At 75.8% G+C, this 12,387-nt stretch carries 6 protein-coding genes and 1 pseudogene; 4 read left to right on the top strand and 3 right to left on the bottom strand.

All coding sequences use genetic code 11. From position 1 onward, the window contains the following. The first annotated feature begins 71 nt into the window (after positions 1 to 71). Both hemB and hemL read left to right on the top strand, forming a co-directional pair. A complete protein-coding gene (gene hemB, locus ACFYE1_RS00660) occupies positions 72 to 1,082 on the top strand; it encodes a porphobilinogen synthase (RefSeq protein ID WP_387739073.1) in 1,011 nt (336 codons plus the stop codon). A gap of 53 nt (positions 1,083 to 1,135) precedes the next feature. After that, positions 1,136 to 2,452 (top strand): glutamate-1-semialdehyde 2,1-aminomutase, encoded by a 1,317-nt coding sequence (gene hemL, locus ACFYE1_RS00655; RefSeq protein ID WP_387738863.1) that lies wholly within the window; start codon positions 1,136 to 1,138, stop codon positions 2,450 to 2,452. Positions 2,453 to 2,509: 57 nt separating this feature from the next. On the opposite strand, the gene ACFYE1_RS00650 is transcribed toward hemL, so the two are convergent. Then, positions 2,510 to 3,364 carry a 3'-5' exonuclease gene (locus ACFYE1_RS00650; RefSeq protein ID WP_387739071.1) on the bottom strand — a complete coding sequence of 285 codons (855 nt, stop codon included), beginning with the start codon at positions 3,362 to 3,364 and terminating at the stop codon, positions 2,510 to 2,512. Positions 3,365 to 3,463: 99 nt separating this feature from the next. Next, positions 3,464 to 3,703: pseudogene (locus tag ACFYE1_RS00645) on the bottom strand (cupin domain-containing protein); the annotation flags it as partial. Positions 3,704 to 4,192: 489 nt separating this feature from the next. On the opposite strand from ACFYE1_RS00645, the gene ACFYE1_RS00640 reads away from it, so the two are divergent. Next, positions 4,193 to 7,576: an ATP-dependent helicase gene (locus tag ACFYE1_RS00640; protein ID WP_387738861.1), complete on the top strand. Its 3,384-nt coding sequence runs from the start codon at positions 4,193 to 4,195 to the stop codon at positions 7,574 to 7,576. Between the two features lie 50 nt (positions 7,577 to 7,626). Beyond that, a complete protein-coding gene (locus ACFYE1_RS00635) occupies positions 7,627 to 11,124 on the top strand; it encodes an ATP-dependent helicase (RefSeq protein WP_387738859.1) in 3,498 nt (1,165 codons plus the stop codon). Here the strand turns inward: ACFYE1_RS00635 and ACFYE1_RS00630 are convergent. Next, a complete protein-coding gene (locus ACFYE1_RS00630; RefSeq protein ID WP_387738857.1) occupies positions 11,121 to 12,308 on the bottom strand; it encodes a phosphotransferase in 1,188 nt (395 codons plus the stop codon). The two genes, ACFYE1_RS00635 and ACFYE1_RS00630, sit on opposite strands and share 4 nt — an antisense overlap. Between the last annotated feature and the right edge of the window lie 79 nt (positions 12,309 to 12,387).

The following is a 12,387-nucleotide window of genomic DNA, read 5'->3' as shown; positions in this document are numbered from 1 at the left end:
CCCCGACGGCGGGGATCCCGGCCCCGGCCGCACCGACGACACCGACCCCGACGACCGAGGAGACGAACTCCGTGACCCACCGAACCCCGCGCTACGACCTGGTGTCCCGCCCCCGCCGCCTGCGCACCACCCCGGCCGTGCGCCGTCTCGCCGCGCAGACCAGGGTCCATCCGTCCGACCTCATCCTTCCCGTGTTCGTCCGGGAGGGCCTCGCCGAGCCCGTCCCGCTCGGCTCCATGCCGGGGGTCGTCCAGCACTCCATGGACTCGCTCCGGCGCGCCGCCGCCGAGGCGGCCGCCAAGGGCCTCGGCGGATTCATGGTCTTCGGCGTGCCGGCCGCGCGGGACCCCGAGGGCAGCGCGGGGTGCGACCCCGAGGGCATCCTGAACCGGGCGCTGCGCGCCGTCCGCGCCGAGGTCGGCGACGACCTCGTGATCATGGCGGACCTGTGCCTGGACGAGTTCACCGACCACGGCCACTGCGGCGTCCTGGCCGAGGACGGGACGGTGGACAACGACGCGACCCTGGAGATCTACGGCCGGATGGCCGTGGCCCAGGCCGAGGCGGGCGCCCACGTGCTCGGCCCGTCCGGCATGATGGACGGCCAGGTCGGCGTGATCCGCGCCGCCCTGGACGAGGCCGGTCGCCCCGACGTCGCCGTCCTGGCCTACTCCGCGAAGTACTCCTCCGCGTTCTACGGCCCGTTCCGCGAGGCCGTGGACTCCCAGCTCCAGGGGGACCGCCGCACCTACCAGATGGACCCCGCCAACCGCCGGGAGGCCCTGCACGAGCTGCAGCTGGACCTGGACGAGGGCGCCGACATGGTCATGGTGAAACCCGCCATGAGCTATCTGGACATCCTCCGTGACGTGGCCGAGGTCTCCCCGGTGCCCGTCTCCGCGTACCAGATCTCCGGCGAGTACGCCATGATCGAGGCCGCGGCCGCCAACGGCTGGATCGACCGGCGGGCCGCGGTCCAGGAGTCCGTGCTGTCCATCCGCCGCGCGGGCGCCGACTCTGTGCTCACCTACTTCGCCGTCGAGCTCGCGGACTGGTTCCGCGACGAGAACGGCCTCTCCTGAACCCGACCGTCCCCCGAGCCGGCATCCCCGGCGAAAGGAAGCAGACAGAACCCATGAGCGTTTCCCAGGAACTCTTCGACCGCGCGCGCAAGGTCATGCCCGGCGGGGTCAACTCCCCGGTGCGGGCCTTCGCGTCCGTGGGCGGCACCCCTCCCTTCATCACTGCGGCCAAGGGCCCGTACCTCACCGACGTCGACGGCCGCGAGTACGTGGACCTCGTGAGCTCGTGGGGGCCCGCTCTCGTCGGGCACTCCCACCCGGCCGTCATCGAGGCCGTGCACGAGGCCGTGGAGCGCGGCCTGTCCTTCGGGGCGACGACGCGCGGCGAGACCGAGCTGGCAGAGCTCGTGGTCGAGCGGATCGGCGCGATCGACGAGCTGCGCATGGTCTCGACCGGCACCGAGGCGGCCATGACCGCGATCCGGCTGGCGCGCGGCGTGACCGGCCGGGACCTGGTCGTGAAGTTCGCCGGGTGCTACCACGGGCACGTGGACTCCCTGCTGTCCGAGGCGGGCTCCGGTGTCGCGACCCTCGCCCTGCCCGGCTCCGCCGGGGTCACCGCGGCCACCGCGGCCGAGACCCTGGTGCTGCCCTACAACGACCTCGCCGCCGTGGAGGAGGCCTTCGCCGCCCACCCCGGCCGGATCGCCGCCGTCATCACGGAGGGCGCCCCCGCCAACATGGGCGTGGTCGCCCCCGGCGAGGGCTTCAACGCGGGCCTGCGCCGGATCACCCGGGAGCACGGGGCGCTGATGATCTTCGACGAGGTGCTCACCGGGTTCCGCGTGCACGAGGCGGGCTACTGGGGCCTCACCGCGGCCGGGGGGGACGGCTGGGAGCCCGACCTGTTCATGTTCGGCAAGGTCATCGGCGGCGGTCTGCCCGTGGCCGGCGTGGGCGGCCGCGCCGGGGTGATGAACCACCTCGCGCCCGTGGGCCCCGTCTACCAGGCCGGGACCCTGTCCGGGAACCCGGTGGCGATGGCCGCGGGCGCGGCGACCCTGCGCACCGCGGACCGGATCGCCTACCAGACCGTCGACCGGCGCTCGGCGCAGCTGCAGGAGGCCGTGCGCGCGGCGCTGACGGAGGCCGGGGTCGACCACTCGATCCAGTCGGCCGGCAACCTGTTCTCGGTGGCCTTCGGGACCTCCGCCACCGGTGTGCACGACTACGCGCAGGCCAAGGCGCAGGAGACCTTCCGCTACCCGGCGTTCTTCCACGCGATGCTCGACCAGGGCGTCTACCTGCCCCCGTCGGTGTTCGAGGCCTGGTTCCTCTCCGCCGCGCACGACGACGCCGCGATGGACCGGATCGTCTCCGCCCTGCCGGCCGCGGCCCGGGCGGCCGCCGAGGCGCGGCCGGCCGCCTGACTCCGGCCCCGACCCGGGCCGCCGGGTCGGGGCCGGGCCGCCGTCCCCGGGGAGCGCTCAGACGTCCTCGGGGCGGCGGAGCGGCCAGGCGCCGTCGACCACCGCGTCCGGGCGGGTCCGGCGGAAGTACTCCTGCAGCCCGGCGGCCTGCTCGGCCGCCCACCCGACCTGGTCGGCGTGGAGCGCGTCCGCGGGGCGCACCAGCTCGGGGAAGCGGCGGGCCATCAGCACCGCCAGCCGCTCCGTGGCGACCGAGTCCGCCGCCGAGGTGTGCGCCGCGGTGAGCTGGACCCCGTACTCCTCGCACAGCGCCCCGAGGGTGCGCTTGCCGCGCCGGTACCGGTGCACCTGCTTGTTGAGGACGTAGGGGTCCAGCACCGGGAAGGGCTGCGGCACCTCGACCCCGTGGCGCCGGCCCTCGTGGGCGAGGACCGTGAAGTCGTACGAGGCGTTGAACACCAGCACGGGCGTGCCCGCGGCGAAGAGGGCGTCCAGGACGCCGGCGATCTCAGCGACCACCGCCGCGGCGGGCCGTCCCTCGGCGCGGGCCCGCTCGGTGCTCACCCCGTGCACGGCGGCCGCCTCCTCGGGGATCTCCACCCCCGGGTCCGCCAGCCACTCCCACTCGTCCGTCACGGCGCCCGCGGCGTCGGTGCGCACCACGGACGCCGTGACGATGCGGGCCGTGTGCGGGTCGCGGCCCGTCGTCTCCAGATCGAAGGCGGCACGCGGACCCTCGGTCCACGCGGGTGCCGTGCCCGGGGCGCGGGGAACCCCCTCGAGGTCGAAAAGCACCTCCTGCTCCGCGGCGTCGTCCGGCGCGGGTGGAGCGGGGCTCGGCGCGCGCAGCGGGGCGGCGTCGAACAGGGGCAGCTGGTCGGTGGGGCCGGCGGGGCCTGTGGGCGAGGACATGGCTCCCACCGTACCGGCCGCCTCCGACCCGTCACGCCCGTCCGCCGGAGACGGAGCGCGGATCTCGATGCCGTGCCGGGCGGCCGCGGCCTGCAGCGCGGCGGGGTCCACCGGTCCTGGTGCGGGCAGCTCCCGTTGCGGGGCAGGCTCGCCCGCCTCGGCGGTGGACTCCTCGAAGCCGGCCGGGACGGTCAGCTGCAGCGTCCGCAACGGCTCGTCGCCCCGCACCCCGAAACTGTGCGCCGATCCGGCGGGCAGCAGGACGACGTCACCCTCGTGGGCCTCGAAGGTCTCGTCGTCGCACCGGGACCGGGCGGCCCCGGGATCACGTGGAAGCACTCGTCCTCCACGAGGTGCCGGTGCAGCGGTGGCACGAAACCGGGAGGACTGCGGAACTCGAGCACCGTCGACCGGCCTCGGGTCCGGGCACCGGTGACCTCGGCGGTGACCGGGCTCCCCAGGAGCCGGTTCGCGGTGCCCGCCTCGGGGCGCAGGACCGACCCCGTGGTCAGCGGTTGCTCCTCCAAGGCCGCACCTCGACGGTTCGCCACGGGTGCTCCGTCGGGGCAATCGACGCCGACTCGGACGAAGCACGGGAACCGTACGTGGACGCCCTGTGGGTCCACGACGACCCCGCTCTCTGCCGGTCGCTCGTGCTCACCTGCGGGTGGGGGAGGCGGAGTGCGCACGGCGGCCGGCCCGTCGGATGAGGGCCTCGCTGGAGCGCCCGCCGAGGGACCCCTGACGGGCGCGGAGTGCACCGGCGGGTCACCGCACGGGTGGCAACGAGCTGTTAGACCGTCGGTGCTCCGTGATGGGATGAGACCCATGCGCCACTCCGAGGACTGCATCCACGCCCCGAGCCACGTCGCGCCCGGGGCGGGTCCGGTGCGCTGGAGCCTGGTGCCCCCGCACGGCTCGGAGCCGCAACGCACCCCGTGGCGCCCGTGCGACCAGCAGGAGGAGATCGCCGGTCTCCCCGCCGGGTGCGGACCGCGGCTCGTGCTGGGTGGGCCCGGGACCGGGCGGACCCGGGTCCTCGTGGAGCTGGCGGCGCGCCGGATCGGCGACGGCCTGGACCCGGACCGGCTGCTCGTGCTCACGCCGTCCCGGCTCTCGGCCTCCCGGCTGCGGGACGACCTCACGGCCGCGGTCTCGGCCACCATGAGTTCCCCGCCCGTGCGGGCATGGCAGGCCTACGCCTTCGACCTGCTCCGGCGGGGCCAGAACCAGGGGTTGCTCCCGGGCGTCGCGCACGGTCCCAAGCTGCTGTCCGGCCCGGAGCAGGACGTGCTCATCGGCGAGCTCATGGCCGGGCACGCCGCCGGGTTCGGTGCCTCCGTCGTGTGGCCTCCGGACCTCCGGGAGGCACTGGCCACCCGCGGCTTCCGCCAGCAGGTGCGCGAGCTCTTCGACCGCATGTCCGAGTACGACCTCGCCCCCGACGACCTCCGGCGCCTCGCCCGGCGACTCGGGCGCCCGGACTGGGCGGCGGCCGCCACGATGCAGGCCGAGTACCAGGCCGTGCGCCGGCTGCGGATGCCGGAGTCCTACGACCCCGCCGCCCTCGTGACCGAGGCCGCACGGGTCCTCGAGGAGCAGCCGGAGTTCCTGCGGGCCGAGCAGGAGCGCCTCGACCTCGTCCTGGTGGACGACCTGCACGAGGCGACGCCCTCGATCCACCGGCTGCTCGCCGTACTGTGCCGGGGACGGGACACCGTCATGACGGCCTGCACGGACACCGTGGTCCAAGGCTTCCGCGGGGCCCGGCCGGACCTGCTGCGCACCCTCGAGGACCGGCTCGCCGAGCCCGCACGCCCCCTCCGGCGGCATCACCTGGGCACGAGCCGTCGGATGCCCGGGGCCGTCGCGGAGGTGTGGCAGCGCGTGGCCGAGCGGATCCCCGCCGTCGCGGGCGCCCGACACCCCCGCGTCCTCCGGCCCGCCGACGGCACCGGGGACGCCCGGGTCAGCGCGGACGCCGCGTCCGCGCAGGGTGAGGTCACCACGGTGGTGCTCTCGTCGCCGCTGCACGAGGCACGCTGGATCGCGCACCAGGTCCTGGAGCGCCACCTGGTGCACGGGGTCCCGCTGGCGGACATGGCCGTGGTCGTGCGCAACGGCCGCTACCTGGAGGGCCTCGAGCGACAGCTCTCCGCCCTCGGCGTGCCCGTCAGCACCTCCGCCGCGGAGACGCCGGTGCGCGACGAGCCCGCGGTGCGCCCGCTGCTGGGGGCCCTGCGCATCGTGACCGAGGCGGCCGCCGCGGCCGCGGGCCGCGAGGAGGACGCGCACTTCGGCGCCCTCACCGTCCAGGCGGCCGTCGACCTGCTGTCCTCGCGGATCGGCAACGCCTCCCCGATGGACGTCCGCCGGCTCCGTCAGCGGCTCCGGGCGGAGGAGCTCGCCGCGGGTGGTCTGCGCACCAGCGACGACCTGCTCGTGGAGGCCCTCGTGGCCCCCGGGGCGCTCGACGCCGCCGGCGTGCGCTCCGTGCCGGCCCGCAGGATCGCCCGGATGCTCACGGCCGGAACCCGCGCACTCCAGGAGGAGGGTGCCACGGCCGAGACCGTGCTGTGGGCGCTGTGGGAGGCCGCCGGGGTCGCCGAGTCCTGGCGGCGCCGCGCGCTGGAGGGCGGCCCGGCGGGAGAGCGGGCCGACCGCGACCTCGACGCCGTGGTGGGGCTGTTCGAGTCGGCCGAGCGCTACGTCGACCACCTTCCGGGGGCCGGCCCCGCACAGTTCCTGGACTACATCGACAACCAGGAGCTGCCCATGGACACCTTGGCCGCCCGCGCCCCGACCGACGAGACGGTCGAGATCATGACGCCCGCCACCGCCGCGGGCCGGCACTGGCCCGTGGTCTTCGTCGCCGGGGTGCAGGAGGGCGTGTGGCCCAACACCCGCCTGCGCGGGCAGCTGCTCGGCGCGGACCTGCTCACCGACGCGCTCGACCTCGGCGTCGACCCGGCCGCGCGGGTCACCCCCGTGACGCGGATGCGGGAGGTCCGCCACGACGAGCTGCGCTCCTTCTCCGCCGCGGTCTCCCGCAGCAGCGGCACGCTCGTGGTCACGGCGGCCTCCGGCGAGGACGAGCAGCCCTCGGAGTTCCTGGACCTGGTCGACCCGCCGGGGTCACGCCCCGGGGACGGCGCCCGGGCCGTGGTGGACGCCCCCCGGCCCATGACGCTGCGCGCCCTCGTGGCCGAGCTGCGGCAGTGGGTCCAGCTGCACGAGGAGGACCCGGTGCGCTCGGAGGCCGCGGCCCGGCTGCTCCACCGCATCGCCTCCTCCCCGCGCCCGGTGCCCGGCGCCCATCCCGACACCTGGTGGGGCGCCGCGGAGCTCTCGAGCACGGCGCCCGTCTTCGACGACGGGGTCCCCGTGCCCGTCTCCCCGTCCCGGATCGAGACCATCCACCGGTCCCCCCTCGACTGGTTCGTGGCCGCCTCGCGGGCCGAGGCCGCGACCGACCTGAGCCGCAGCCTCGGCTCGCTCGTGCACGCCGTCGCCGAGGAGCTGCCGGAGGCGTCGGGCGCCGAGCTCGTCGCCGAGCTCGAGCGCCGCTGGCCCACGCTGGGACTGCCGGACACCTGGGAGTCCGCGGTCCAGCTCGAGCGCGCCCGGCAGATGCTGCGCAAGTTCGCCCAGTACGTCCTGGATGCCCGCAGCAAGCACGGCCGCCGGCTGGCCTCCGTGGAGGGGGCGTTCAGCGTGCTCGTCCAGGGGCGGGCGCGCGACGCCCTGCTCCGGGGCCGCGTCGATCGACTCGAGCTCGACGAGCAGGGCCGCTACGTCGTCGTCGACCTCAAGACCGGCCGGAACCAGCCGGCCGGGGCGAAGATCGCCGAGCACCCGCAGCTCGCGGCCTACCAGGTGGCGCTCACGGCGGGTGCGGGCACGGCCATGGTCGCCGGCGAGGACGAGGCCGTCCTCGAGCTGCCCGACGGCACCGTGACGGAGCTCTCCGGCGGCGCCCTGCTCGTCCAGCTCGGCACCCGGGCGAAGTCCCCCTCCGTGCAGCAGCAGGACCCCCTCGACCCGGACGCCACGTGGGCGCGGGAGCTGATCACCCGGGCCGCGGAGCTCGTGGCCGGTGAACGGTTCACCGCCCGCCACGACCAGGCCGAGGGCACCTTCAGCGGGCACGGGTGCAAGCTGCCGCAGATCTGCCCGCTGTGCGCCGAGGGGCGGCAGGTGAGCGAACCGTGAGGACGGCCCCCAAACCCGTACCACCCGGACAGCAGGAGACGACAGCGCCCATGACCGATGCCTCCGGCACCACCGACGACGGCACCCGGCCCGACGCCGCCGAGCACCCCTACGGCGGCGTGGAGCCCCGGTACAGCCCCGAGGAGCTCGCCGATCTGCTCGGCGGCAACCTTCCCACGGCCCAGCAGTCCGCGGTGATCTCGGCCCCGCTCACCCCCCGGCTGGTCGTCGCGGGCGCGGGCTCGGGCAAGACCGCCACCATGGTCGACCGGGTGGTCTGGCTCGTGGCCAACGGCGTCGTCGCCCCGGACCAGGTCCTCGGCGTGACCTTCACCCGCAAGGCCGCCGGGGAGCTGGGGGAGCGCATGCGTTCCCGGCTCGCCCGGCTGCGCGCCCAGGGGCTCGTCGCGCCCGCCGGCGACGAGGCTGAGGACCTCCCGGCCGCTCCCCAGGACCCCACGGTCAGCACCTATCACTCCTACGCCAACACCCTCGTGCGCAACCACGGTCTGCGGATCGGGATCGAGCCGGACACCACGCTGCTCGGCCAGGCCCGCACGTGGCAGATCGCCGCGCAGACCGTGGAGGCCTGGACCGGGGAGCTGCTCGAGACCATGCCCGCGAAGTCGACCATGGTCGCCGCGGTCCTGGACCTCGCTTCCGCGTGCGCGGAGCACCTCGTGGACCCGGCGGACGTGGAGCGCTTCGCCGCCCGGCTGCTCGGCGCGCTGGCCACGACACCCCCGGGGCGCCGGAAGAAGACCCTGGGCGCCCAGCTGAAGAAGGTCGAGGACAACCAGCGCACCGCGTGGGTCCTCGCCGAGCTCGTGGCCGACTTCTCCCGGCGCAAGCACGAGGCCCAGGCCATGGACTTCGGTGACCTGCTCTCCGCCGCCGCCCGGCTGGCGGAGCAGGACCCGGCCGCCCGCCGGACCGAGCGCGGACGGCACCGGGTGGTGCTGCTCGACGAGTTCCAGGACACCTCGCACGCCCAGCTGCGGCTCTTCGCCGCCCTCTTCGGGCACGGGCACTCGGTGATGGCCGTGGGCGACCCCCAGCAGTCGATCTACGGCTTCCGCGGGGCCTCGTCCGGGCAGCTGTTCGGCTTCTACGACTCCTTCCCGGTCCCACCGGGCCAGGACGGGGAGCCCAGCTTCCTCACCACGGCGTGGCGCAACGACGCGCGCATCCTCGACGTCGCCAACACCGTCGCCGCACCGCTGCGGACCCTGCCGGCGTGGGCGCGCAGCACGTCCACCCTCGCCGTCCCCGAGCTCACTCCCCGGCCCGGCGCGGGCACCGGCCGGGTGCGGATCAGCCGGTACGCGACCGACGTCGAGGAGGCCGTCGCGGTCGCGGAGCGCGTCCGGGGCCGCCGGGAGCAGCACCGGGGCGACCCGGAGGAGCAGATGCCCACCATGGCGGTGCTCTGCCGCAAGCGCTCCCAGATCGAGCCGGTGCGCCGGGAGCTCGCCGCCCGGGGCATCCCCTACGAGGTCGTGGGCCTGGGCGGGCTGCTCAGTACGCCGGAGGTCTCCGACGTCGTCGCGACCCTCCGGGTGCTGGACGACCCCGGTCGCTCCGACGCCCTCGTGCGGCTGCTGGCGGGCGCCCGGTGGCGGATCGGGACCCGGGACCTCATGGCCCTCGCCGACTGGGCGTCGCACCTGGAACGCCGCCGCACGGAGGCCGCGCAGGCGGGCCGGGCCGAGGACCTGGAGAGCCCGGTGACCGCGGAGGAGGCCCAGGAGGAGGCCCTCGTCGAGCCCGATCTCTCCGACCACGCGTCCTTGATCGAGGCCCTCGAGACCCTCCCGTGGCCCGGCTGGACCTCCGCGCACGCCCGTACCCTGTCCGGGACCGCGCGGGAGCGCCTGACCAGGCTGCGGGCCGAGCTCGACCACCTCCACTCCTTCCTCTCCGACGACCTGCCGAGCCTGCTGCACGAGGTCGAGACGGTCCTGGGGCTCGACGTCGAGGTCGCTGCGCACCCGCACCGTCCCGTCCACCAGGCGCGGCGCAACCTGGACGCCTTCCACGAGGCCGCGCAGTCCTTCACCGCGTTCTCCGCGACCAGCGACGTCTCGGCCTTCCTCGCGTGGCTCGACGTCACCCTCGCCGAGGAGAACGGGCTCGAGCCCGGTCCCGACCGCACGCGGCACGACGCCGTGCAGCTCGTCACGGTCCACGCCTCCAAGGGACTCGAGTGGGACCACGTCTACGTCCCGGGCCTCAACGCCGGGAACTTCCCGACCGACAGGCCCTCCCGCTGGACGCTCGACACCGGCGCCCTGGCCTGGCCGCTGCGCGGTGACGCCCGGTTCCTGCCGCAGTGGGCCGTGGACACGACCGACCTCAAGGCCCTCGAGGAGTCCCACGCGGAGTTCCTGGAGCTCGCCGCCCAGCACGCCCAGGACGAGGAGCGTCGCCTCGCCTACGTGGCCGTGACCCGGGCCCGGGAAGTCCTGGAGCTGTCCTGCACGGTGTTCCGGGGCACGGCCGCGAAGGGACAGGAGCCCTCCGTGTTCGTCGCGGAGCTGGCGCCGCTGACCGAGGGCCCCGAGCCGCCCGTCCGCCCCGGCCCCTGGGCGGAGGCGCCGGCGGGGGCGCGCAACCCGGCCGCGTCCACCGTGTTGAGCGCGCCGTGGCCGTACGACCCGCTGGAGGGCCCCGAGGTCACCGAGACCGTGACGGACGAGAGCGGGCAGAGCGCCGTGCGCGTGAGCCCGCCCCTGCACCTCGGCCGCCGGGTCCTGCTCGAGCGGGCCGCCCGCGCGGTCCGCGAGCGCGGGTTCGAGGACACCGCGGACCTCGACGTCGAGGACCTGCTCGGCGTCGCGGAGCGGGACGGGCTCGCCCCCGACCCGCGCCGGTGGTCCGAGGAGGCGAAGATCCTGCTCGCCCGGCACGAGGACGGCCGGACCGAGCGGACCGTCCCCATGCCGTCCCACGTCTCGGCGTCGACCCTCGTGGCGCTGGCGCGCGACCCGCTCGAGGTCGTGTCGGGCCTGCGCCGGCCCATGCCGCGCCGGCCCGGCACGGCGGCGCGGCGGGGCACCACCTTCCACGCCTGGATCGAGCAGTACTACGGCAGCTCCGCGATCTTCGACGTCGGGGAGCTGCCCGGGACCGCCGACGACCACGTCGACGCGGCCTACGACCTCCCCGAGCTCGCCGCGACGTTCCGGTCGAGCCCGTGGGCGGACCGCCAGCCGTACGCCGTGGAGCTCCCCCTCGAGACCCCGATCGCCGGGGTCACGGTCCGCGGCCGGGTGGACGCCGTCTTCCGCAACGGCGACGGCACGTGGGAGCTGGTCGACTGGAAGACGGGGCGGGCACCGACCGGCCGGGAGCTGCGGGAGCGGTCGGCGCAGCTGGCCGTGTACCGGCTCGCGTGGTCCCGGCTGAGGGCCGTCCCGCTCGAGGAGGTCACCGCCGCCTTCTACTACGTGGCCGAGGACCGGGTCGTCCGCCCGCACGACCTGTCCGGGGTCGAGGAGCTCGAGGCGGTGGTCCGGGAGGCCTACGACGTGGTGCTGCGCCCCTAGCCGGACCCGGCGGGCCCCGCCTGCGGCGTCCCGCCGGAGGAGGCCCCGGGCGTCCCGGGCGAGGGAGTGCCCTCGGGCGTGCCGGCCGGGACGGGACCCCCGGGCGAGCGGTCAGCGACCGTGTCCTCGGGAGCGCCGTCCCGCACGGGGGCGCCCGGCACGCCCTCGGGGACGGCCGCGCCCGGTGCCGTGTCGGGGCGCCGGGCGACGTCCTGCTCGAGCGTGGCGAGCATCTGCTCCGCGTCGGCCACCAGGTCCTGCGCGCCGCGGTCCACGCCGCGCACGAGCCACTGCGCGAGGGCGAGCTCGGCGTTCAGCCGGGCCCGGTCCAGCAGGTGCGGGTCCGGTGCGCCGTCGGGCGCCTGGAAGGACGTCCGGCGGCACGCCGCCGCGTAGGCCTCCAGCACTCCCTCGGCGAGTCGGGCGTCGCGCGCCGCGAGGAGCCAGGCGAAGTCCTCGGCGGGATCTCCCACGTGCAGATCGGTCCACCCGGTCACCCCGCGCACCCGCCCGAGGGAGATCACGAGGTCGTCCTCCTGCAGGTCGCCGTGGACCACGCGCGGCCGGAACCGCCACACGGCACGGTCCTCCAGGACCCGCTCCCAGCGGCGCAGCAGCGCGGACGGCACGCGCTGCGTGTCAGCGGCCCGGCGCAGCTCCGCGAGGCGCCGCTGCCGGCACAGCTCGGCGGTGTAACCGGGCAGATCGGCGTCCAGGACCAGGGCGGTCGGCAGTGCGTGGATCGCGGCCAGCAGCCGCCCGAGCTGCACGGCGAGCGTGGGAGGCGGTTCGGCGCTCGGCACGTGCCGGTGGTGCGCGGGGTCCGGCTCGGCGGCCATGCGGGCGAGCGCGTCGATGTCCAGCGGGGCGCCCTCGATGTGGGAGTGCACGAAGGCGTGCAGGTCCCCGTGCGCGACGGAGCCCGCGGCGGTGGGGACCAGGAACGGGAGACGGGACCGTACGGCGGGGGTGAAGGAGCGGAGCACGAGGTGCTCGGTCTCCAGGCGCACGCTCGCCTCCGGGCTCAGCGGGCAACGCACCCGCCAGCGCCGGCCGGAGGCGTCGAGGACCACGGCGGAGCGGAAGTCGGCGTCGTCGTCGGGGGAGGGGCCCACGGCCACGGGCGCGAGTCCGGGGACGCCTGCGGCGGCGACGGCGGCCAGGTGCTCGAGGGACGTGCTCACGGCGTCCACCCTACAAGAGGCGAGGCCAGGGGCAGCGCCGCCGTCCCGTCCCCACCCGCCCGGGCCTGCGGTCCGCCCG

The organism is Kocuria nitroreducens (genome assembly GCF_042879195.1).
GTDB lineage: Bacteria > Actinomycetota > Actinomycetes > Actinomycetales > Micrococcaceae > Kocuria > Kocuria nitroreducens.
The sequence above is the reverse complement of the archived record's forward strand: the minus strand, read 5'-3'. Positions and strand labels throughout refer to the sequence as shown.

Bases quoted from the DNA above. Each gene is read 5' to 3' on its own strand.
- hemL (WP_387738863.1), top strand. From the start codon at position 1,136: ATGAGCGTTTCCCAGGAACTCTTCGACCGCGCGCGCAAGGTCATGCCC.
- ACFYE1_RS00650 (WP_387739071.1), bottom strand. From the start codon at position 3,364: ATGTCCTCGCCCACAGGCCCCGCCGGCCCCACCGACCAGCTGCCCCTG.
- ACFYE1_RS00640 (WP_387738861.1), top strand. From the start codon at position 4,193: ATGCGCCACTCCGAGGACTGCATCCACGCCCCGAGCCACGTCGCGCCC.
- ACFYE1_RS00635 (WP_387738859.1), top strand. From the start codon at position 7,627: ATGACCGATGCCTCCGGCACCACCGACGACGGCACCCGGCCCGACGCC.